The following is a 20,632-nucleotide window of genomic DNA, read 5'->3' as shown; positions in this document are numbered from 1 at the left end:
TTATAGAAAGAAAGTCACTGCCGCCCAGCCGAACAGGGATAAACAGAGAGAACCGATCAAACCAGCCGCGAGCGCCCGCCAGCCGTCATGACGAAATGCTGATATATGGACTTTTAAACCGAGACCCGCCATCGCCATGCCGATTAAAACATAAGACACTTGCACAAGAAACGCGGAATGCGCGGCAGAAATGACGCCTGATGTGTGGATGGCGCTCATTCCGAGAAATCCGAAGATAAACCAAGGGATGGGCAGCGAAGCGGCAGATACTGTCTCTGACTTACCGCTGCGGCGCGCCCGCATTCCAAGCATGAATGCGGCCGGAACGAGCAGCGCGACCCGGGTCAGCTTGACGATCACCGCCATCTCGACGGCTGTTTTTCCTCCGGCGCTGCCGGCCGCCGCCGCATGCGCCACCTCATGAAGCGTTGCCCCGCAAAAGGCCCCGTAAGCCGCGGGAGAAAAGCCCAATACATGATAAGAAAGAGAATACACAACAGTAAAAACGGTTCCTAATAATGAAACGGCGGCTGCACTGATGGCGGCTGCATTTTCATTTGATCTGATCTGCGGCGCGATCGCGGCAATGGCAGCCGCCCCGCAGATCGCTGTGCCGCAGGCCGTTAATATGCTGAGTGTCTGATCCATACGAAACAGCCGGGACAGTCCGTATACCACGGCGCCCGCAAACATCATACAGCAGACGGCAATTGCAAATACGTGCCAGCCGGCATGATAGATGTCCGCCAGGTTCAGTCTCATGCCAAGCAGGATAATGCCTGCTTTCAGCAAGTATTTGCTTGAGAACGCAATCCCCGGCTCTAATGCCGCCTGCTGTCCGAAAACCGCGCGCCAGAGCATGCCGATCAGCATCGCGAGGACAAGCATTCCGAGCATTTGTAAAAAAGGCAGGCGGCTGACAAAGAAAGCCGCAAACGCAATTCCTGCGGTAACTGTAACACCCTTTACCATCTTCATCTCAGTCACTTCCCATTATGTTGATAACTCCACTTTACTGCGGTCTTAATCATTAGTAAAATATATTTATATGATCTAAACGATTAGGAAAAATAATGATTAGGGGCGATGCTTTTTGTATTATGGAGAACTGAAAACATTCATTGCCGTCGTGGAAGAAAAAAACTTTACAAAAGCGGCGCAGAAGCTGATGATTTCTCAGCCGAGCGTCAGTCTTCACATTAAAAATCTGGAGAAAGAATTTCAAACCGCCTTGCTGAACCGCTCGCCGAAGCACTTTACGACAACGCCGACGGGAGACATTCTCTATCAGCGCGCCAAACAAATGGTCTTTTTGTACGAGCAGGCGAAAACCGAAATATACGCCCATCACCATTATGTCAAAGGGAAGCTGAAAATCGCAGCGAGCTTTACCATCGGCGAATATATTCTGCCGCCGCTTCTCGCAAAGCTTCATGCCGAGTATCCCGAGCTGAACCTGGACGTCATGATCGGAAACACGGAGGAGGTCAGTGAAGCGGTTCGGATGCTTGAAGCCGATATCGGATTAATTGAAGGGCATACGGGGAAAAACGAGCTCGACATTCAGCCGTTTATGGAGGACGAATTGTGCATTGCCGCACCGAACGGACACCCGCTCGCCGGCAAAAAAAACATCCCGGTTACAGATTTGCAAAATCAAGCGTGGGTGACGAGGGAGAAGGGTTCGGGAACGAGAGAATATTTAGACCACGTCCTTCATTCAAACGGACTGCGGCCGAAATCCTTGATGACGATCAGCAGCAACCAAGGCGTCAAGGAAGCAGTCATCAGCGGAATGGGCCTTTCCGTCCTGTCAAAAAGCGTGCTGCAAAAGGATCTGCTTCACCGCAGCATTTCCGTGCTTGAGATAAAAGGATTCTCCTTGAAGCGGAAACTGTCTATCATTCAATCTTCCATTATGGAGAGCACAAAAAACAAAGAAATCTTCATCGCTCTTTTGAAAAGCCAATTTCAATCATCTTAAGCGGAGTGATATAATAAATGCATGAAAAGCCTATGACGAAAGGGATTTAATATAGATGGGAAAGCAACCGATTGATTTATTGATGCAGCCGAGCTGGAGAATCATTGACCAATCCAGCCTCGGCCCTTATTTTGATGCGAAGCAGTCATTCGCAATGGATGATACGCTGTGCGCCTCCGCAGGCAAAGGGGATTCGCCTGCGACAGCAAGATCTTGGGTGCACCACCGGACGATCGTGCTCGGCATTCAGGACACACGGCTTCCATTTTTAGAGGACGGCGTGAAATTGCTGAAGGACGAAGGCTACCGTGTCATTGTCCGCAATTCCGGGGGCCTCGCGGTCGTTCTCGATGAAGGCGTATTGAATATCTCGCTTATTTTTGAAGATGAGAAAAAAGGCATCGACATCGACAGAGGCTACGAGGCGATGACAGAGCTGGTGCGGCGGATGCTGAGTCCGTACAATGCTGAAATAGAAGCGTATGAAATTAAAGGATCGTACTGTCCGGGGAGCTATGATCTCAGCATCGGCGGCCGAAAATTTGCGGGAATCTCACAAAGACGGCTGCGGGGCGGAACCGCGGTTCAGATTTATCTTTGCGCCGATAAAAGCGGCAGTGATAGGGCCGACTTGATCAGACGTTTCTATCAAGCCGCTTTAAAAGACAAAAGCAACGATACAAAAGGCGTATACCCCGACATCCGGCCCGAAACGATGGCTTCATTAAGCGAATTGCTGCAAACGGCCATTTCCGTACAGGACTTAATGATGGCACTTTTGACCGAACTGAAGGAACTCAGCGGCCGCCTGTATGCGGCGGGATTATCGCCGGAAGAAGAAATCGTATTTGAAAAAAATCTGACCCGAATGCTTGAGCGGAATGAGAAGGTGTTTGGTACGCAGGAAAGCTTGGACTGAGTCCGGGCTTTTTTATTTTTGGTAATTATATACTATTTTTTATAGTGAAAAAAGAAGTGTTATATCAAAAGTAGTTTACAATATATACCTTATTTGATTAATATATTGATGTAGGTTCCAAATAATTCTATAAACTAAAGGAGATGGAGATATGAATTTTAAAAAAATAAAAGAAGAAAAAAGAATCACGATCCCGACACATTTGTTAGCTGGAGATGCAGAGCAATCAGGCAATACTTTCGCTTGGAGTGGCTGGGTGCTTGTAGTGCCAAGCCAAGAAGACAATCAAAACCCGAATTTGAATTTCTCTGATTTAGCCACTCAAAAGTAGATTATCAGCTGTTTGGAACCTACACATCTGAGACAAGGTGGTGAAAAATTTGACCCAATTGTACATAAAAGAAATTAAGCAGGGAGCACTGTCATGGATCGTTGAGAATATTCATTTCTTTGATATGAATCATAAAGTAGCGAATGATTTCAGATGGCGGCTTAAAACATTTATAGAGCTCATTTTTCTTACCAATTACCTGATCAGAAATCAGGCAGATGATAAGGAGGTTACGGTTTTAACAGACTTTATTACAGAAAGGCTTCACAATGAGAAGCTTGAAGAATTTATTCATTTTGATCCGGACGGTCTTGCCGGATTGGCTATTACGGGGGAATTTCTTACCTTAACTGATCACCCGTCCCGGGCTTCGGTGATATGGGAGCTGAAAAAATTCACGGCATCGCGTTTTGATGGCAGCCTTGCTAAAATTCCCTTTCGGAAAATGGATCTGAAGTACAGTCTGGAAAGAGCGGGAGTGACCTCGGAAATAACGGATTTTTCTGACTTATATAACTACACAGCAGCTGGTCAGAATATCCCAAATACATATATGACTGATCATGATGCGTACAGTATAACTCATACGATTTTTTATATAACAGACATGGGATGTTCTTCGCTTACAGATAAAGAGTATAATCTGCCGTCTTTGAAAGAAAAGGTCCTGAAGTTTCTCGGGATTTATATATGTCTCGAGAATTTAGATATTACCAGTGAATTATTGATGTGCAGTTCTTTTTTAAATATTGACATGGAAAGAGAAAATCATAAACCGCTCTATGAGGCAGCATGGAATAAAATATATCAGGGCCGAATGAAAGAGGGGAATGTTCCGGGCATTACCTATCAACATAAACCCGGTTTGACAGGTGAGCAGCGAAGGGAAGATGTGTTTAAAAATTGCTACCATACCACACTTGTTGCTGCGGGAGCCGCGCATGCCTGTCTTAGAGCAGAAAGGAACTATTAACTTGAACAGATTAGCTGAAGAGACGGATCAATTTTTATTATCTTTTGGCGAACAATCGCTTCCGGATATGAAGTGCATTCAGCTATTTGCAGGCTTCTGCAAATACTACAGAAAGACGAGCCATTCTTCCGCTGTAAAAGAACATATTGAACGGATTGCGTCTGCTTTTGTTGATAAGTCATGCTGGGAAGATCTGTTTCACAGTAACACGGCCATTGTGAATGAATTGATTCATATCTATTTAACGGCAAGAACCTATAAAAAGAAGCAGGGGTTGAAAGCGGACGATCAGATGATACGTCATGGATTGCAAAACGGCTATCTTATAAAAAAAGAATGGCCTTATTTTAAATACGCTGAATTAGTCGGTTTGCTGAATGAGCTGGGAATGTCATCTGATGATGAGAAAGTGCGTTTTTACAAAGATTCGATGTTTCAGCCTTTGTTTCAAGACGCATGGAAAAGGACAGCTGAAAACGAGCTGGAGTTTATTGAGTATTGTCTTCTTTATTTAGATGAGGGAAAGCATCAGCTTCATCCCGGCTTGAAGGCTTCCATTCAAAAATGGCTTGTGTTTTGTCTCGGCAGCAGAAATATGAAACAGCTGTGCACTATGTTATTTATTCAATCATGTATCGATCCTTTTTTTTATGGCTGTCAAGCAGCTCTTCATTATATAAATAATGAAAATCCATCCATTCATTGTGCCCCGGCTCTTCTGCCGGCGATTGAGATTCTGACTCTGGAGTGTGAAACATGCAGATAGCAGAGGAACATTTTAATATAAAAAAAACAAAAGAATGGCTGCTGGTTTTTTGGAAGAATCTTCAGCTGCAGCCGGAAGAAATGGAAGCAGAGGAACTCATGCACCTGTTTTGCGGTTTAGCGGCATGTCATCATTTCGAAAAAAACAAGGATACGGAAGAAGTCATCCTCTACTTAGACCGTTATTTTGGAGAAAAAACGCACGAATGCCACCCGGTCCTGTTCGCGTATGCGTATCATGTATACCGCAGGATGTATGCCTCAAAAAGCATTTTTTTTCATAACGGTCGTGAACAAATGGTCAGCGGTTTAAAAGATGAGCTGAAATCAGATTCTTCTTCTATGATCCTAATGGTGTTAGCAGCTTATTTTAAAGCCGTGACTTCGGAAGAGCTGATCGTTTTCTTAGAAAACGGCTTGGAAAGGGAGGCTGATTTGCTTATGGCATCGGGCGGCAGGCAGGAAGAATTGGCGGATGCCCTTTATGTTGTTACTTACTTGCAGATGAAAGAATTGCAGCCTTTTCTCATAGAATGGTACAAAACATCAGACTTTGCTTTCTCAGGCTTAATGTTAGCTGAGTGCAGAAGGTATCACATCGACGCCGTTGCAAAATACACCGCCATTATGAAATTTCTTCAGTTCGATGAGGCGCTTTTTATACGGGAAGGGCGGGAATTTCTATGCTTTCAGCAGCGAAGCAACGGGGGCTTCGGTTATTTAAATCCATTGGCCATGGACCAAGGGAAGGTCAGCGGCAAAATGCTGGACCGTCAGTATTTTTTGCCGTCCGCTCATTATGCCGCCGCCACTCTGTCTATGCTGTAATGTCTCTCTTTTGAAAGACGGTAAATGAAATCAACAAACAAATAAGAAAGTAGATTGCTATAACCGTCATAGAATAGGGGATGTTTAATGTTGAAATCGCATCACCGGCGCTTTTATTTACATAAGCAACGAGATTTAAATGCGGAAAGAGCGTAAATTTATACCACGTAAATTGAGCAAGCAAATCAGTTCCGCCCAATATACTGCCGGCAAACAGCAGTAAAATGGATAAGCAAAGGGAAAGAGCCTGACTTTTGAATAATACTGACAAAGTGAATGCGATGGTGACAATGCTTATAATTGAAATGAAACGTAAAAGAAGAATGCTCCCGGATGCTTTTAATGAACTGATGGTATACAGGCTGTCATTTAAATGAGAATAGACGAGCGGATATGAGCCATTAGAAAAACCGAATAACACGCCGCCGATCAGCAAACAGCTTATACAGTAAAATAAGTAAACCATGCCGGTAAACAGAAGGGATGCCAGAAATTTCGATGTTAAAATCCGCCATCTTCGGTTCGGACTTGTAGCGATAAACTTAATCGTCCCAAGAGCAAACTCTTTGGAAACAATCCCGCTGACGGTTAAAATTGCGGTTAAGCTTACGAAAATTTCAAGCCCGTTTGAAGTAACCGTGCTGAAAAACCTCCAGCTGTTCCATTCATAGGGGTTAATGTTATGCTCCAAATAATAGTCTTTATTTTTAACATCAGCTGAATAATAAACGCCCGTCGTTTCAGTCGGTTTCTCGATTTCTTCTTGTTTTTTTTCGGCGAGAAGCCGTTCTTTCCAATTGTTATCCGAAGAAGCATCTACCTCATGATTCATGATAAGGCCGGTCAGCAAAACGATGAGAAACAGGAAAAAAAGAGATAAAAGTGTGCCTTTTTTTCGGGTTATTTTTATGAATTCGTTCTGCGCCAGATGAAATATGCTCATACCGCGTCCTCCTTATCTGTTATCATCATGTATTTTTCTTCCAGGGACAAAGTTCTTGCGGAGACGCGGGAAATCAGAATCTCTTTCTCTGCTAAAGATTTAATGACATACGGGATGGTGTCTTCTTCTGCTTCCAATTCAATGATGCGGCTGTCTATTTGCTGTACTTGAAGAATCCCTTCCTGTTCCAATATTTCTTTCGCCCTTTCAGGATTATTAACCATGACGGTAAACAGCTTTTTCTGAGCAGGGTCATTTCTTTTTTTCATCTCTTCAATTCCTAAAATCCGTCCCTTTTTGATATAGGCAACCCTGTCGCAAATCTCCTCCATTTCCGACAATAAATGGCTTGATATTAAAATAGAAACTCCCTCCTGCGCTAAATCAGAAAGAATGGTGCGCAATTCTTTCATCCCTTTAGGATCTAGGCCGTTCATCGGTTCATCCAGAATTAATAACTCAGGATTGTGGAGAAGAGAATAAGCGAGCCCCAAACGCTGTTTCATGCCTAATGAGAAATGTTTCACTTTTTTGCGGGCAGCCTGCTCTAATCCGACTTTTATGAGAATATTCATAAGGTCATCCGTTCGGAGCGAGGCGCTGCGAAGTTTAGTGAAATATTTCAGGTTTTGCAAAGCGGTCATATTCGGATACATGTCCGGCCCTTCGATGATAACCCCGATATGTTTCATGAAATATTCAAAGTCGCTGTCCGGTCTGCCCTTGAATGAAATGGCTCCTTCTGTTTTTTTAATAAGCTGTACGATCATTCTGAAAATAGTGGTTTTTCCTGAGCCGTTCGGTCCTAAAAGGCCGAATATCTCACCTTTTCTCACATCGAAAGAAATTGACTGTACAATTGGAATATGATTGATGGTTTTAGAGACATTTTCCAATATCAGGGCTGGTTCAGTCACGATATTTGCACACCTTCCTTATGAATTAGGATAAAAGCCGTCAAAACCGAAGAACATGCTTCCGATCAGACCGGCAGCGATTAAAATGAGAGCAATGCTATACCACATTTTTCGATTCAATGGTTTCCCTCCTTACAACGCTGACATTCCATTTAAAATAGCGCAAAAAGACACGGAATATCAGCTTCGAAAGATCAAATCCGGCCATAAACACCGCCATACCCGCTCCGAGGACAATACACCCGTTAAAAATGGCTATGACAATCGGTACCTTCACAAGAAGAAAGAATGACCCGGTTATCAGCATAAGCCCGATCGCCATCAAACTTAATACCGTAACAGAGGCAAAAAGAAACGGTGTCAGCATAACCATGAAGTTAAACAGGCCCATGCCTAACAGCAGGCCGAATGCTTTGAAAAAGGAGCGCCATGTTTTCTGCTCCTGGGCATCATTGATGAAAATATCAGCTTTTAAGGTGCGCGCAAGTGTTTTGGGATCTCCTAAATTTTCGGCGATTTGTTCGTCGCTTTTTCCTTCAGCACCGCCCATTTGGAATATTTCGCCGATATCCGCAAGTATCTCTTTTTGTTCAAGTTCCGGCAGATCTTTTATTTCCCGCCGGAGCTGTTTTAGGTATTGGTCTTTAAACATTCACTTTCCCTCCTTAATGATGCTGTTCACTTTTTCGGACAGGTCGAGCCAATCTGCTTTTAATGTGTGATAGTAAAAGGCTCCTTCTTCTGTTACTTTGTAATATTTGCGTGACGGGCCTTGATCTGAGGCTGCTGTATATGTTTTTAAATAATTATTTTTTGTGAGTCTCCGTAATATGGGGTAGATGGTGCCCTCCGACACAGGGAACGTTTCACTTATGACCTTGATTAATTCATAACCATATAAATCTTCATAAAGAAGCAGAGATAACACACAAAGTTCCAAAGCTCCTTTTCGTAATTGGCTATTCACTTTACTATCATTCCCATCATATCTAATAATTGTATTATTTATACAGTGTATTGCACAGTAGTTAATTGATCAATAATTCCCAAGTACCATTTGGGATGAAGAATTGAATCTTTATGCTTATGTACGGACGGGGACTGAGATGTGCAGGCCTTGTGGAAGAAGGCCCCCGGACAATGTTTACATTAATATAGATCAGCATGCGCGTCATTGACAAATGACAAAAACCCCTTTTTCCGTGATAAGGAAAGGGGGTTTTTGCGTTATTCGGCCATTTTTTCTAAATTGCCGTTCCGATCCATTTTAAAGGACGGGGAGGCGTGTTCGTCTTCTTCAAATAAAACTAGTTTTCTGGCTCTGTTCATAATTTTAACCAAGGTTTCGTAGTCTTCCTGAATGGTTTTTTGATCTTTTTCAAGTTTTTCGACAGCCGCTTCCAGCTTCTCGGTTTTAGACTGCAGTTCTTGGTTTTCCCGTTTTAAACGGTCATTTTCCATTTGCAGGGCAGAGGTTTGCTTTCCGCTGCCTTCATAGCTCTGCAGAAATTGAATGACGTCTGCCATTGTAAGCTCAGTTGTTGGGCTCGGCTGCTGTGGCGCCAGCAAATGTGATAAACTAGCTAACTCTTCCTTGAAGCTTTCATCGACATAAGGCATATGTTCGCCGGACATGACGGCTTGCCGCTCATCTTTTGGCGCTTCTGTTTGAACCGTCTTTTCGGGTGCGGTTTCTTGAATGATATCCGAATCCGGTGCAGGCGGCTGATATAATAATTTCTTCTTGGCCGGCTGGCCGTTGCCAAGCGCGCGCATCCGCTGTTTCCGCTGTTTTTTGGCGAGCTGAAGCGCTTTTTCGTATTGATGGCGGACGACGGCATTCCATCTGAATCCGCATGCTGCCGATGTTCTGTTTAATTTATCGCCTACCTCTTCAAAGGCGTTAAGCTGCGTGCTTCCTTCCCGAACGTGCCGGAGCACGGTTTCCGCAAGCAGCAGATCATTTTCCTCTGACCAGGCGTCCTGTCTTTGCTTTGTCAATGTTCTCAACCCCCAATAATCTTGATGGTATTAGAATGTCCAGATTGGAAAATATTTATACAAATTGGCTGAAAGAATGAGAGATACGCAGAGCCTTGCAGGATAAGATGAATCCTTGTACAATGGAATGTGATGTGATTTTTTTCGTTTTTAAAAATTAAGAATTAACATAGAGGAACATTGAATGAAGGGAAGCGTACATCATGGCTAATGAATTCCGAGTGTGTGATGATTGCCAAGCCACCAATATTAAAACATTGCTGCCGCGTTTAAAAGAAGCTGATCCGGATGCAAAAGTGGAGGTCGGCTGTCAGTCATATTGCGGGCCCGGACGCAAAAAATCGTTTGCTTTCGTAAACAACCGCCCGCTGTCTGCGCCGACTGAGGACGAGCTGATTGAGAAAGTGAAAAAGAAGATCAAAAAGTGAATTTGTGTGTTTACGACAGCCTCGCCCGATGGGTCAGGCTTTTTTGCTTCGAAAAAATCAGTTTCGGAAAACTGGAACAAAACGCCGGACAAATTCAAGGATGTTTTCAAATGATTGAGCCGATATAATAGAATCACGGCTAAAAAAAAGAGGGAATGACGATGGCGTATCCAAATGGAAAATTATCAGAAGAAAAAGTGTTTAAAGATCCTGTTCACCGCTATGTTCATGTGCGGGACAAGCTGATCTGGGATTTGATCGGCACCCGTGAATTTCAGCGGCTGCGCCGGATCAAGCAGCTCGGTACGACGTATTTGACGTTTCACGGCGCGGAACACAGCCGTTTTAACCATTCTCTCGGCGTCTATGAGATTGTCAGAAGAATGGTTGATGATGTCTTTAAAGGGCGTCCTGAATGGGATGACAATGAACGCGAACTCTGTCTCAGCGCAGCGCTTTTGCACGATTTGGGGCATGGGCCGTTTTCGCATTCCTTTGAAAAGGTTTTTCATCTGGATCATGAAGATTTTACGAGGGAAATCATTCTGGGCGACACTGAGGTGAATCAGGTTCTCAGAAAGGCGGGACCGGGATTTGCGCAGGATGTTGCTGAAGTCATTGCCAAAACATACAGAAACAAACAGGTAGTCAGCCTGATTTCGAGCCAGATTGACGCCGACCGGATGGATTACCTTCAGCGGGACGCGTACTATACGGGCGTCAGCTACGGACATTTTGATATGGAACGGATTTTAAGGGTGATGCGTCCCCGTGAGGACCAGATCGTCATTAAGCAAAGCGGCATGCATGCCGTCGAAGACTATATTATGAGCCGCTATCAAATGTACTGGCAGGTGTATTTTCACCCTGTGACGAGAAGCGCTGAAGTCATTTTGACGAAAATTCTCCACCGTGCGAAGCAGCTCCATGAAGAAGGGTATATCTTCACTCATGCTCCCGTTCATTTTTATTCCATTTTTGAAGGGAAGCTGACGCTCGATGATTATCTGAAGCTTGATGAAGCAATCATTTTGTATTATTTCCAGGCTTGGGAGGAAGAAGAGGATCCGATTCTGTCCGACTTGTGCCGCCGCTTCATTAACCGCCAGCTGTTTCAATATGCCGAATTTAACCCGAATGAAGAAATGTCGGCTTATTTTGAGCTGACCGCTCTGTTTAAAGAGGCGGGAATTGATCCCAATTACTATTTGGTGGTCGATTCTTCATCGGATCTGCCGTATGATTTTTACCGTCCGGGTGAGGAAGAAGAGCGTCTGCCGATTCATCTGTTAACGCAGAACGGCCAGATAAAAGAGCTGTCCAGGCAGTCCGCCATTGTCGAATCCATTTCGGGCAAACGGCGGACGGATCATAAGCTGTACTATCCGATGGACCTCATTTTTGACGATTCAGAAAACCCTGAAGCAAAATTAAAAATCCGGCAGCTGCTGGGACTGACATAGAAGGATTTTGGTAAAGAAGGAAAAGGAGATGTCGGGAATTTGTTGAAAGAACATGCAAAACTGATGAAGGTGTTCTCGGATTCTGGAGAAATCATCGGGCGGAAAAAGCTGCAGAAAATCATTTATATCGCGAAGAAAATGCAGTATCCTTTCTACGAAAAATATGATTTTCATTTTTACGGTCCGTATTCCGAAGAACTGACGCTTCGAATTGAAGAGCTGTGCAATCTTGGGTTTCTGGATGAGGTGAAGGAAAAAAAGGGCGGCTACTTTCAATACCGATACTCGCTGACGGAGACGGGAGCCGAGTTTTTACATCATGCGGAGCTTACGATGCCGGATATGAAGAATTACATCGACAGCGTCAACAGCCGCTCATCCCGGTTTCTGGAGCTGGTGTCCACGATTTTGTATTTTGACGGCCTTGAAGCAGAGGAAAAGAAAGAGAAAGTGTTTACGATAAAAAGCAAACAGAAATATACTGATGAAGAATATGATGAGGCGCTTCACTACATAGAAGAGCTGAAACACATTTGTTAAAGGCGATGGCTTTCGTCTTTTTTTATGCAAAAACCAGGCCGCGAACAAGCGGGCCTGGTTTTGTTTATTTTCTCAATTTGCTGTGCTTGTACGAATATAAAAAGTAAACGATTACGCCGATGATCAGCCAGACGATAAAATAAAGCCATGTTTTCAGCGGCAGATTGACCATTAAAAACAAACAGCAGATAATGGCCAAAATCGGCAGAACGGGTACAAACGGCACTTTGAATCCCCGAGGCAGATCCTTATGGGTGCGGCGAAGAATCAGTACGGACAGACTGACCATGGCGAATGTCAATAATGCGCCGATGTTTGAGAGATCTGACAGCTCTTTCAGGTTAACAAAACCCGCAATAAATGCGCTTGTCAGCCCGATCACCCACGTATTAAAGATCGGAGCTCCCGATTTCTTTCCGACAATCGTGAAGACTTTCGGCAGCATCCCGTCTCTTGCCATCGCCAGGGATATGCGGGTCGCCGCATATGTATGGGCGAGAACGACGGCCATCAGCCCGATCACCGCTCCGGCAGCGATAACGCCCGCCACCGCGTTTTGTCCGACAGTCTGTAATACATAAGACATGGCTTCCGGCACATTAAGCTGTGAATACGGAACCATCCCGGTCATGACGAGACAGACAATGACATATACTAATGTACAGATCACCAGTGAACCGATAATGCCGATCGGCAGGTTGCGCTGCGGTTTTTTGACTTCTTCAGCCGAAGCGGAAATCGCGTCAAACCCGAGAAACGCAAAAAAGACGGCAGAAGCCCCCGTGATTACGCCTTTGATTCCAAAAGGCATAAAAGGATGCCAATTGCCCGGCTTCACAAAAAAGCTGCCTGTAATGATAAACAGTAAAACAATTCCGATTTTTACGAGAACCATTACATTATTAAATGTTTTGCTCTCTTTGGATCCGCGTGACAGAACGACCGCAATTAATAGAGTAATGATGATGGCAGGAAGGTTGACGATGCCCCCCTGGCTCGGCACGTGCAGCAGACTGTCCGGCAAAGGTATGCCGATTTCGGCTAACAGATTATTGAAATAACTTGACCAGCCGCTTGCCACCGCAGACGCCGTCACCATATAAACGGATAAGAGCGTCCAGCCCATTAAATGGCCGATAATTTCTCCCATGGTGGTATAAGAGTAAATATAAGCGCTTCCGTAAACCGGGAGAACAGAAGCGATTTCGGCGTAACATAATGCTGCAAGACTGCAGACAACGGCTGCAATGATAAAAGAAAAGATAACGGAAGGCCCGGCATTTTTCGCGGCCGTAATGCCTGTAAGGACCATGACGCCCGTCCCGATGACGGCGCCGATGCCCAGTAATGTTAAATCAAATCCACCCATCGTTTTGGCAGTCTGCCTGTTTCTGCTTTGTTCAAGCAGCTGGGTGATGTCTTTTTTTTGTAGGATATTCCGCAACACGCATCCCTCCATCCGAAAGCAAAAGCCGAGAGGAACTCTTTGGCTTTTACCCGTGTCACATCTTCTGTGTAATCAACAATCCTGTGTTCTGTTTCCCCGTTTGTTCCGTTTCTTTCCCATCATATTGTCTGCCGTATCAGATCAGTCTTTCCGTCAAACGCAGTCACCCTTAATGATTTTACCTGAATCATGTCTATAAAACCAGCATTGCATAAAAGGGGCCGGTGAAAAAAGAGGGAGACAAAAGTCTGTAAAGGGCAGGATAAAAGTTGCGGGTGTTCCGGCCGGAATTTTGACTTTCTCCGTAAGGTATCAGTAAAATGTAATAAAAACAATCAAATGATGATGGATGCATCTTGAAATGGGGAGTTTCTGCATGAAGCACGATAACTTGCAAGCAAATGTACTGGATTATGCTCTCACAAAGTACTTAAAGAGCACGAAAAAACTTGATGAGGCGACAATTCCGAAGAGTATAAACAATATCAGAGGATTTATTCTCAGGATTATTTACCGGCACGGCACGTGCACGATTAAAGATATATTGCAGGAAGTCACATTATCGCCTTCCGCCACGACTACCGCTCTCAATCATTTAGAAAAAGAAGGGTTCGTGGAAAGGTCGAGAAATAACGAAGACCGCCGCACAGTGTGGATGACGCTTTCCGAATCAGGGAAAATGGCGGCCATGCAAATGATTGAAAATCGGCAGCTGCTGATTGACGAGCTGTTCGAAGCATTGACAGAGGAAGAAAAGAAAACCTTTTTCAGCCTGGTTGAAAAATTAGTGAAATAAGCCGGCCCGCGTACAGCAGCACCGGCCATTATCAAGGATTACTCCGTGTCGCTGATCCGTTTGCCGGCGACGGCGTAATGATCCTTTCTCATTTCTTCAATCATGACAATGATTTTTTCTTCGGCTGCGCCTGTCGTTTCTTTTACGGCTTCTGTTACTTTTTCAACCAGATTCCGTTTTTGTTCATCTGTGCGGCCTTCAAGCATTTTAACGGTTACGAGCGGCATGGTGCTGTTCCTCCTTTATCGTTTCCTCTCTTTGGAAGAGCGGTCACTTATAGTATACTGAACGGAGGACAATCTTGCATTTTTTAAAAAAGGGGATTTTTACATTTGGACAGATTTTTATATTATCCGCTGGAGCTTATGCCCTATGTCGTGATTACGCTAATCGTGGCATTTACGATGCATGAACTGGCGCACGCATATGTCGCGTATCGGTTCGGTGATGATACCGCGGCGAGACAGGGAAGATTAACGCTCAATCCGATTAAACATCTTGATGTTTTCGGAACCATTCTTATTTTGGTCGCGGGTTTCGGCTGGGCACGGCCTGTGCCGGTGAACCGCCGCGCCTTTAAAAGACCGCGGCTGGCGGGAGTGCTGGTTTCCGTCGCCGGGCCTGTAAGCAACCTGCTTCTTGCCTTTATCGGTTTCTTTTTGCTAGTGTTGATGCATGCTTACGGAATGGAGCTGCTTTCGGCATTCAGCATGGGGCTTGACCGCTTTTTCTCTATTTGGATTCAGCTGAATCTCGCGCTGTGTTTATTCAACCTGCTGCCGCTTCCTCCGCTTGACGGCTACCGGATTATTGAGGATCTCGTGCCGCCGCGGGTGCGCGCCAAAATGACTCAATTTGAGAGCTACGGGATTATCGTGTTCCTCGTGCTGTTTGTGACACCGGTCGGCTCCTATGTCGTGTGGCCGCTGTTAAGCGAGGGAAGAGACTGGATTCTCAGAGTATTTGCCATTATATTTCAACCGCTTTTGTAGGAGGGTATTTTCATGGAAGAAGGAAAAAAGAAGAAATCAATCGGGTTTAATATCATTAAAAGTGATCCGACCGACGGACATGGCGGTTTCGGAGCCGGATCGCTGAGCCTTGACAATATTTCTCCGGTATTTGTCGATGTGGAAGAGAAGGAAGCCTTCGTTGATATCGGCGCCATGCACGCCCGCAGTGTCGTGGAAAAAGGCATCAAATTCCTGCCGAACAAGGATGAAGTGCCGAACGGAAAACCGTACTGGCTCGTATGGGTCACCATCGACAGAAAAGAAGAAGGCCCTTATTACGCGGGTGTGACGGCTTGTGAAATGACCGTGGACAGAAGTATCCGCAGAGGCTATAAGTCATTGCCGGAGCATGTGAATTTAATGGATAAATCAATGAAGCGCCGCATTATCGTGGACAAAATGGATGACAGCTCAAAGCGGGTGCTCGCTGAATTTCTGCAGAAGCATGACAAAGGGCTATGGGAGCGTTCATCCGATGAATTGAAAACGGGACTGCTTCCGGAAGAAAAATAATTTGTGAACTTTTTGTGAACTTTATAAATATTTGCACTATTTCGCAATTGTACTGAGTAAACTGTTGATACAGAATCAGGACATGGAAAGTCCCGAGCCGAACCAAGACTCGGGGTTTTTCATGTTTAAGCGGAGGTTTCATCATGCTCACCGTATTTGACATCGGACCTTGGGTCATTGAGGCGGATGCGGCGGAAACGAGAAAACAATACGAAAAACCATGGGACGATCGATATCGATGCGATTGCGCGAACTGCCGGAATTTCTCCGAGGCGATGAATCTCCTTCCCGCCGAGAAAACAAGATTGTTTACGCAGTTTGGGATTCGTCCGTCTGTCTGTCACGACTTGGGGGAGATCGGAAAGGAAAACGGCCGGCATCATTATGCGGGCAGTTATCCGATTGTCGGCCGCCTTGGCGAAGGCTGGCCGAAGTCTCATATTGAGAAGGCGGGAGATATCCGCTTTTCGTTTTCTTTGCCGAGTACAAGGTTTTTTATACCGAAGGATTTTCCTGATCCTATCATTCATCTTGACTTTTCACTTCTGCTCCCATGGGTGCTTGAGGAAGATGCGGATTAAAGCCCGGTGCGCGATGCACCGGGCTTAGCCTTTTTTGCCGAGCCACTTATCCCACCATTTTTTTTGCCGAGGTTCTTTGCGGGCGGGGGCGTGTTCCTTCTCTTTTTTAGACGGTTCCGGACCGAAGCACACATCCGCGGGCTCTGTGCCTGCGATAAAATACGTATAATGCTTTGCGGCGCATCCGGGTCCTGATGTGTAGCCGGAAGCGGGATCAATGTAGACGCCCGTGACACCCTTCGGCGGTTTAAACGCCATTTCCGGTTCTCCTTTGAGCGCCTTCTCCATAAAATCCGCCCAAATGGTCTTCGCATAGCTTTTTTCCTCAACTGAATCAATCGTGCTGCTTTTGTCATAGCCTGTCCATACGCCGGCAGCAAGAGCGGGATTAAAACCGATCATCCAGCTGTCCGCGCTCGTCGTGCCCGATTTCCCGCCGTAGGTTCGGGTCAGCCTGTCTGAAATGGTGCGTCCTGTGACGGAAGTATAGCCATTTAAATCTTTATCAAACATGCCCGTCATCATGCTTGCCGTTACAAAGGCTGCTTTTTTATCAAGAACCTGCTGATGCCTGCGCGGCTGTTCATACAAGACGTTGCCGGCGGTATCCGTCACTTTTGTGATAAATGAAGGGGTGATTTGTTTTCCCCCGTTTGCGAGCATCGCGTAGGCATTGACCATTTCAATCGGGCGCACGGGTTCAGTTCCGAGCGCCAGAGACGGAAGGGGCTTTAAATGTTCGCTGATGCCGAATTCCTTCGCCGCCGACACGAGCTTATTCATGCCGAGAAAGAGATGGGTCTTCACGGCATAAATGTTATCTGATAACGCAAGCGCCTGAAGCAGGGTAATCGGTTTATTGGCGTAGTAGCCGTTGTAATTGCTTGGAGAATAGGTGTCTCCGTTGTCGTCAATCTGGAACTCTGTTTCTTCGCTTTTCATCAGCGTGACCGGTGTAAAGCCGCTTTGAATCGCTTTATAGTACAAAAGCGGCTTGATCGTGGAAGCCGGCTGGCGTTTCGCCTGTGTCGCCCGGTCAAACGGGCTTTTTTCATAGTCACGTCCGCCGAGCAGCGCAAGCACGCGACCTGTTGCCGGATCAATCGCGGAAAAGCCGACCTGAATGTCAGAGCCGGTACGGATCGTATGTGCCACAGTGTTTTCTGCGATCCGCTGCATGCGCTTATCAAGCGTCGTATAAACACGCAGCCCGCTCGTTGCCAGCTGTTCGCGCGTCATGCCGAGCTTTTTCTCAAGTTCTTTCATCGCATCATCGTAAAAATAAGGCGCCGTTTTCGCCGCGGTTCTATTTTTCAGCGGCTGATAGGCAAGCGGGGCTTTCTTAAGATTTTCCGCTTTTGCTTTTGATATCATTTTCTGTTCGGTCATCAGTCGGAGAATGGTTTCCTGGCGCTGTTTGGCTTTCTTTTCGCTGATATAAGGCGAATAGCCGGACGGGCCTTTCGGAATGCCTGCCAGAAGCACGGCTTCCGCATCGTTCAGATCTTTGGCGTGTTTGCCGAAATACAGGCGGGAGGCGGCTTCTATTCCGTACGCGCCGTGGCCGTAATATATCGTATTTACATAACCTTCTAAAATCTCGTTTTTAGAATAGTTCTGTTCAATGCGGATCGTATAAAATGCTTCATTCCATTTTCGTTTCCATGTTTTATCATGCTCAAGGTAGAGATTTCTCGCGTATTGCTGGGTAATGGTGCTGGCGCCCTGAACCTTGGCCATTGCCTTTATGTCAGCAAGCGCTGCGGCGGCCATCCGCCGGTAATCAAATCCGTGATGGCTGTAAAAGTTTTGATCCTCTACCGCAATGGCGGCCTGCACCGCCATCGGATTGATATCTTTCAACCGGACCCAGTAGCGTTTTTCCCCGAAATCGGTCTCACCCAGCTTTGAGCCGTCATTTGCATAAAGAATCGTAGACTGAGGAACCCGGACGGAGGGGGCTCCCTGCCATTTCGCTGCAAGAAGAATGGATGTGAAGCAGACGCCGGCCAGCATTCCGCCGATCAATGTCAGAAAGATGCAGGCGCGGATGATTTTGAGCGTGATTCTGAGCTGTTTTCCAGATACTTTATCCACTTTTGGGAACCCCCTTTTTCATGATTCTATTATTATGTGAAAAAAGGCGGTTTTTTAAACATCGCAAGCCGGACACATCTTTACTTTTTCCCCTCCATCCTCTATACTTTTTCCTTAGGTGAAAATGAGATTTTAACCGGAATAAAAGCGAAACAGACGCTTACAATAAATGAAATAAGCCTTGAAAGGGAGATGACAATTGAGCGAGCTTTGGTATACGGAGAAGCAGACGAAGAACTTCGGCATTACATTAAAGGTGAAACAAACATTACATACGGAACAGACGGAATTTCAGCATCTGGAAATGGTGGAGACAGAAGAATTCGGCAACATGCTGTTCTTAGACGGAATGGTCATGACTTCTGAAAAGGACGAGTTCGTCTATCATGAAATGGTTGCGCACGTACCGTTATTTACGCACCCGAATCCGGAAAACGTCCTCGTTGTCGGTGGCGGAGACGGCGGCGTCATCAGAGAGATTCTGAAGCACCCGGGCGTAAAAAAAGCGACGCTTGTCGACATTGACGGCAAGGTCATTGAATACTCTAAAAAATTCCTTCCATCTATTGCGGGCAAGCTGGATGATCCGCGCGTAGATGTGAGAGTCGATGACGGCTTCATGCACATCGCAAAATCAGAAAATGAATACGACGTCATTATGGTTGATTCAACAGAACCGGTCGGACCGGCCGTCAATCTGTTCTCAAAAGGCTTCTATGCCGGAATTTCCAAGGCATTAAAAGAAGACGGCATCTTCGTCGCGCAGACGGACAATCCGTGGTTTACACCGGAACTGATTACAAACGTACAGCGCGATGTGAAAGAAATCTTCCCGATCACCCGTCTGTATACGGCTAATATCCCGACGTACCCAAGCGGTCTTTGGACATTTACGATCGGTTCTAAGAAGTATGATCCGCTTGAAGTGGAAGACAGCCGTTTCTTTGATATCGATACGAAGTATTACACGAAAGAGCTTCACAAAGCGGCATTTGTTCTTCCGAAATTTGTAAGCGACTTAATTAAATAAAAACGTACGGCGCAGGAGCGAATCTTGCGCTTTTTTACAGGAAAGCGAGGGTTTTATCATGAGGTTTGATGAAGCATATTCAGGAAAAGTATTTATCGCAAGCCGACCCGACTGGAAAGAGGCGGACGCCATCCTTTACGGCATGCCGATGGATTGGACGGTCAGCTATCGTCCGGGTTCACGGTTCGGCCCGGGGAGAATCCGCGAGGTGTCTATCGGTCTTGAAGAATACAGCCCGTATCTCGACCGTGACTTGGCTGATTTGAATTTCTTTGACGCCGGCGACATTCCGCTTCCGTTCGGCAATCCGCAAAGAAGCCTTGATATGATTGAGGAATACGTGGACAGCATTTTAGAAAAAGGAAAGTTCCCGCTTGGCATGGGAGGGGAGCACCTTGTGTCATGGCCTGTCATTAAAGCCATGTATAAGAAGTTTCCGGACCTTGCCATCATTCATTTTGACGCGCATACAGACCTGCGCACGGATTATGAAGGCGAACCGCTTTCCCACTCTACACCGATCCGCAAAGCGGCCGAGCTCATCGGGCCGCAAAACGTATTTTCATTCGGCATCCGTTCCGGAATGAAGGAAGAATTTGAATGGGCGAAAGAAAACGGCATGCACATTTCTAAGTTTGAAGTGCTTGAGCCGCTGAAAAAAGTGCTGCCGCAGCTCGCGGGACGTCCTGTTTATGTCACCATTGATATCGACGTTCTTGACCCCGCTCATGCGCCGGGCACGGGCACGGTTGACGCAGGAGGCATCACGTCTAAGGAATTGCTCGCGTCCATCCATGAAATCGCCCGCTCAGAAGTCAGCGTAAAAGGCGCTGACCTCGTAGAAGTCGCGCCGATCTATGACCACTCAGAACAAACCGCAAACACGGCAAGCAAGATGATTCGTGAAATGCTGCTTGGGTTTGTGAAGTAGAAGGAAGAAAACCCGGAATAACAGGGCAGAAGCAGCCTTTGTTCCGGGTTTTTGTAATAGAATCTATCTCTTGAATAAAAAAACACAAGGGGATTGTCACCGCAAACCTAGAGTGAAATCTGTCATTATAAA

Annotated in this window: 24 protein-coding genes; 15 read left to right on the top strand and 9 right to left on the bottom strand. The window is 45.8% G+C overall.

Annotated elements, in window-relative coordinates; translation table 11 throughout:
* Positions 1-978, bottom strand: a complete 978-nt coding sequence (locus QRX25_RS18260; RefSeq protein WP_115996615.1) for a YeiH family protein — start codon at positions 976-978, stop codon at positions 1-3.
* A 115-nt stretch (positions 979-1,093) separates the two neighbouring features.
* Between QRX25_RS18260 and cysL the strand changes: the two genes are divergently transcribed.
* The 6 genes from cysL (at position 1,094) to QRX25_RS18230 (ending at position 5,800) form a co-directional block, all read left to right on the top strand.
* Positions 1,094-1,984: a cysJI operon transcriptional regulator CysL gene (gene cysL, locus QRX25_RS18255; protein ID WP_065982595.1), complete on the top strand. Its 891-nt coding sequence runs from the start codon at positions 1,094-1,096 to the stop codon at positions 1,982-1,984.
* A 55-nt stretch (positions 1,985-2,039) separates the two neighbouring features.
* Positions 2,040-2,903: an octanoyl-[GcvH]:protein N-octanoyltransferase gene (lipL, locus tag QRX25_RS18250; RefSeq protein WP_115996617.1), complete on the top strand. Its 864-nt coding sequence runs from the start codon at positions 2,040-2,042 to the stop codon at positions 2,901-2,903.
* A gap of 151 nt (positions 2,904-3,054) precedes the next feature.
* A complete protein-coding gene (locus tag QRX25_RS18245; RefSeq protein WP_013353974.1) occupies positions 3,055-3,234 on the top strand; it encodes a hypothetical protein in 180 nt (59 codons plus the stop codon).
* Positions 3,235-3,283: 49 nt separating this feature from the next.
* Positions 3,284-4,207, top strand: coding sequence for a DUF6895 family protein (locus QRX25_RS18240; protein ID WP_212099699.1), 924 nt, complete (start codon positions 3,284-3,286; stop codon positions 4,205-4,207).
* Positions 4,176-4,973: a hypothetical protein gene (locus QRX25_RS18235; RefSeq protein ID WP_212099696.1), complete on the top strand. Its 798-nt coding sequence runs from the start codon at positions 4,176-4,178 to the stop codon at positions 4,971-4,973. Before QRX25_RS18240 ends, QRX25_RS18235 begins: the two co-directional genes overlap by 32 nt.
* Positions 4,964-5,800, top strand: a complete 837-nt coding sequence (locus QRX25_RS18230) for a hypothetical protein (protein WP_212099693.1) — start codon at positions 4,964-4,966, stop codon at positions 5,798-5,800. The genes QRX25_RS18235 and QRX25_RS18230 overlap by 10 nt, the downstream gene beginning before the upstream one ends.
* On the opposite strand, the gene QRX25_RS18225 is transcribed toward QRX25_RS18230, so the two are convergent.
* The 5 genes from QRX25_RS18225 to QRX25_RS18205 all read right to left on the bottom strand — a co-directional run bounded on the left by QRX25_RS18225 (position 5,790) and on the right by QRX25_RS18205 (position 9,661).
* A complete protein-coding gene (locus tag QRX25_RS18225) occupies positions 5,790-6,743 on the bottom strand; it encodes a DUF2705 family protein (protein ID WP_212099690.1) in 954 nt (317 codons plus the stop codon). The two genes, QRX25_RS18230 and QRX25_RS18225, sit on opposite strands and share 11 nt — an antisense overlap.
* The gene (locus QRX25_RS18220) at positions 6,740-7,660 is read right to left on the bottom strand and encodes an ABC transporter ATP-binding protein (RefSeq protein WP_212099687.1); all 921 of its coding nucleotides are present in this window, start codon (positions 7,658-7,660) and stop codon (positions 6,740-6,742) included. The genes QRX25_RS18225 and QRX25_RS18220 overlap by 4 nt, the downstream gene beginning before the upstream one ends.
* A 97-nt stretch (positions 7,661-7,757) precedes the next feature.
* Positions 7,758-8,312 carry an HAAS signaling domain-containing protein gene (locus QRX25_RS18215; RefSeq protein WP_065982588.1) on the bottom strand — a complete coding sequence of 185 codons (555 nt, stop codon included), beginning with the start codon at positions 8,310-8,312 and terminating at the stop codon, positions 7,758-7,760.
* Complete coding sequence (locus QRX25_RS18210) at positions 8,313-8,588, bottom strand: PadR family transcriptional regulator (RefSeq protein ID WP_115996628.1); 276 nt, start codon at positions 8,586-8,588, stop codon at positions 8,313-8,315.
* A gap of 299 nt (positions 8,589-8,887) precedes the next feature.
* On the bottom strand, positions 8,888-9,661 hold the full coding sequence (locus QRX25_RS18205) for an RsfA family transcriptional regulator (RefSeq protein WP_065982586.1): 774 nt from the start codon (positions 9,659-9,661) through the stop codon (positions 8,888-8,890).
* Positions 9,662-9,864: 203 nt separating this feature from the next.
* Between QRX25_RS18205 and QRX25_RS18200 the strand changes: the two genes are divergently transcribed.
* The 3 genes from QRX25_RS18200 (at position 9,865) to QRX25_RS18190 (ending at position 12,092) form a co-directional block, all read left to right on the top strand.
* Positions 9,865-10,089: a YuzB family protein gene (locus QRX25_RS18200; protein WP_003151034.1), complete on the top strand. Its 225-nt coding sequence runs from the start codon at positions 9,865-9,867 to the stop codon at positions 10,087-10,089.
* A 161-nt stretch (positions 10,090-10,250) separates the two neighbouring features.
* Complete coding sequence (locus tag QRX25_RS18195) at positions 10,251-11,552, top strand: HD domain-containing protein (RefSeq protein ID WP_212099684.1); 1,302 nt, start codon at positions 10,251-10,253, stop codon at positions 11,550-11,552.
* 39 nt (positions 11,553-11,591) lie between these two features.
* On the top strand, positions 11,592-12,092 hold the full coding sequence (locus QRX25_RS18190; protein ID WP_065982583.1) for a YwgA family protein: 501 nt from the start codon (positions 11,592-11,594) through the stop codon (positions 12,090-12,092).
* 64 nt (positions 12,093-12,156) lie between these two features.
* Here the strand turns inward: QRX25_RS18190 and QRX25_RS18185 are convergent, their stop codons facing one another.
* Positions 12,157-13,536 carry an APC family permease gene (locus tag QRX25_RS18185; protein ID WP_065982582.1) on the bottom strand — a complete coding sequence of 460 codons (1,380 nt, stop codon included), beginning with the start codon at positions 13,534-13,536 and terminating at the stop codon, positions 12,157-12,159.
* Between the two features lie 379 nt (positions 13,537-13,915).
* Here QRX25_RS18185 and QRX25_RS18180 point away from each other — a divergent pair, with 379 nt between their 5' ends.
* Positions 13,916-14,335 carry a MarR family winged helix-turn-helix transcriptional regulator gene (locus QRX25_RS18180; RefSeq protein WP_212099681.1) on the top strand — a complete coding sequence of 140 codons (420 nt, stop codon included), beginning with the start codon at positions 13,916-13,918 and terminating at the stop codon, positions 14,333-14,335.
* A 38-nt stretch (positions 14,336-14,373) separates the two neighbouring features.
* Here the strand turns inward: QRX25_RS18180 and thmT are convergent, their stop codons facing one another.
* Positions 14,374-14,562: a 2-hydroxymuconate tautomerase gene (gene thmT / locus QRX25_RS18175; RefSeq protein WP_003151042.1), complete on the bottom strand. Its 189-nt coding sequence runs from the start codon at positions 14,560-14,562 to the stop codon at positions 14,374-14,376.
* A gap of 105 nt (positions 14,563-14,667) precedes the next feature.
* Here thmT and QRX25_RS18170 point away from each other — a divergent pair, with 105 nt between their 5' ends.
* From QRX25_RS18170 to QRX25_RS18160, 3 genes are all read left to right on the top strand, one after another.
* The gene (locus QRX25_RS18170) at positions 14,668-15,327 is read left to right on the top strand and encodes a site-2 protease family protein (RefSeq protein WP_014471167.1); all 660 of its coding nucleotides are present in this window, start codon (positions 14,668-14,670) and stop codon (positions 15,325-15,327) included.
* A gap of 12 nt (positions 15,328-15,339) precedes the next feature.
* The gene (locus QRX25_RS18165; RefSeq protein ID WP_212099678.1) at positions 15,340-15,861 is read left to right on the top strand and encodes a YwhD family protein; all 522 of its coding nucleotides are present in this window, start codon (positions 15,340-15,342) and stop codon (positions 15,859-15,861) included.
* A gap of 143 nt (positions 15,862-16,004) precedes the next feature.
* Positions 16,005-16,442: a hypothetical protein gene (locus QRX25_RS18160; protein WP_212099675.1), complete on the top strand. Its 438-nt coding sequence runs from the start codon at positions 16,005-16,007 to the stop codon at positions 16,440-16,442.
* Between the two features lie 24 nt (positions 16,443-16,466).
* On the opposite strand, the gene QRX25_RS18155 is transcribed toward QRX25_RS18160, so the two are convergent.
* Positions 16,467-18,539 carry a transglycosylase domain-containing protein gene (locus QRX25_RS18155; RefSeq protein WP_212099672.1) on the bottom strand — a complete coding sequence of 691 codons (2,073 nt, stop codon included), beginning with the start codon at positions 18,537-18,539 and terminating at the stop codon, positions 16,467-16,469.
* A 199-nt stretch (positions 18,540-18,738) separates the two neighbouring features.
* Between QRX25_RS18155 and speE the strand changes: the two genes are divergently transcribed.
* Together speE and speB are read left to right on the top strand one after the other, a co-directional pair.
* The gene (speE, locus tag QRX25_RS18150; RefSeq protein ID WP_013353957.1) at positions 18,739-19,569 is read left to right on the top strand and encodes a spermidine synthase; all 831 of its coding nucleotides are present in this window, start codon (positions 18,739-18,741) and stop codon (positions 19,567-19,569) included.
* A gap of 58 nt (positions 19,570-19,627) precedes the next feature.
* On the top strand, positions 19,628-20,500 hold the full coding sequence (speB, locus tag QRX25_RS18145; RefSeq protein WP_065522437.1) for an agmatinase: 873 nt from the start codon (positions 19,628-19,630) through the stop codon (positions 20,498-20,500).
* The last annotated feature ends 132 nt before the right edge of the window (positions 20,501-20,632 follow it).

The organism is Bacillus sp. L381 (assembly GCF_030284525.1).
Classification (GTDB): Bacteria; Bacillota; Bacilli; order Bacillales; family Bacillaceae; genus Bacillus; species Bacillus amyloliquefaciens.
This window is presented reverse-complemented; position numbering and strand designations above follow the sequence as displayed.

What these genes read in the sequence shown, in the direction of transcription:
- QRX25_RS18260 (WP_115996615.1), bottom strand. Translation starts at nt 978, where the DNA reads ATGAAGATGGTAAAGGGTGTTACAGTTACCGCAGGAATTGCGTTTGCG.
- lipL (WP_115996617.1), top strand. Translation starts at nt 2,040, where the DNA reads ATGGGAAAGCAACCGATTGATTTATTGATGCAGCCGAGCTGGAGAATC.
- QRX25_RS18245 (WP_013353974.1), top strand. Translation starts at nt 3,055, where the DNA reads ATGAATTTTAAAAAAATAAAAGAAGAAAAAAGAATCACGATCCCGACA.
- QRX25_RS18235 (WP_212099696.1), top strand. Translation starts at nt 4,176, where the DNA reads ATGCCTGTCTTAGAGCAGAAAGGAACTATTAACTTGAACAGATTAGCT.
- QRX25_RS18230 (WP_212099693.1), top strand. Translation starts at nt 4,964, where the DNA reads ATGCAGATAGCAGAGGAACATTTTAATATAAAAAAAACAAAAGAATGG.
- QRX25_RS18225 (WP_212099690.1), bottom strand. Translation starts at nt 6,743, where the DNA reads ATGAGCATATTTCATCTGGCGCAGAACGAATTCATAAAAATAACCCGA.
- QRX25_RS18215 (WP_065982588.1), bottom strand. Translation starts at nt 8,312, where the DNA reads ATGTTTAAAGACCAATACCTAAAACAGCTCCGGCGGGAAATAAAAGAT.
- QRX25_RS18200 (WP_003151034.1), top strand. Translation starts at nt 9,865, where the DNA reads ATGGCTAATGAATTCCGAGTGTGTGATGATTGCCAAGCCACCAATATT.
- QRX25_RS18195 (WP_212099684.1), top strand. Translation starts at nt 10,251, where the DNA reads ATGGCGTATCCAAATGGAAAATTATCAGAAGAAAAAGTGTTTAAAGAT.
- QRX25_RS18180 (WP_212099681.1), top strand. Translation starts at nt 13,916, where the DNA reads ATGAAGCACGATAACTTGCAAGCAAATGTACTGGATTATGCTCTCACA.
- thmT (WP_003151042.1), bottom strand. Translation starts at nt 14,562, where the DNA reads ATGCCGCTCGTAACCGTTAAAATGCTTGAAGGCCGCACAGATGAACAA.
- QRX25_RS18165 (WP_212099678.1), top strand. Translation starts at nt 15,340, where the DNA reads ATGGAAGAAGGAAAAAAGAAGAAATCAATCGGGTTTAATATCATTAAA.
- QRX25_RS18160 (WP_212099675.1), top strand. Translation starts at nt 16,005, where the DNA reads ATGCTCACCGTATTTGACATCGGACCTTGGGTCATTGAGGCGGATGCG.
- speB (WP_065522437.1), top strand. Translation starts at nt 19,628, where the DNA reads ATGAGGTTTGATGAAGCATATTCAGGAAAAGTATTTATCGCAAGCCGA.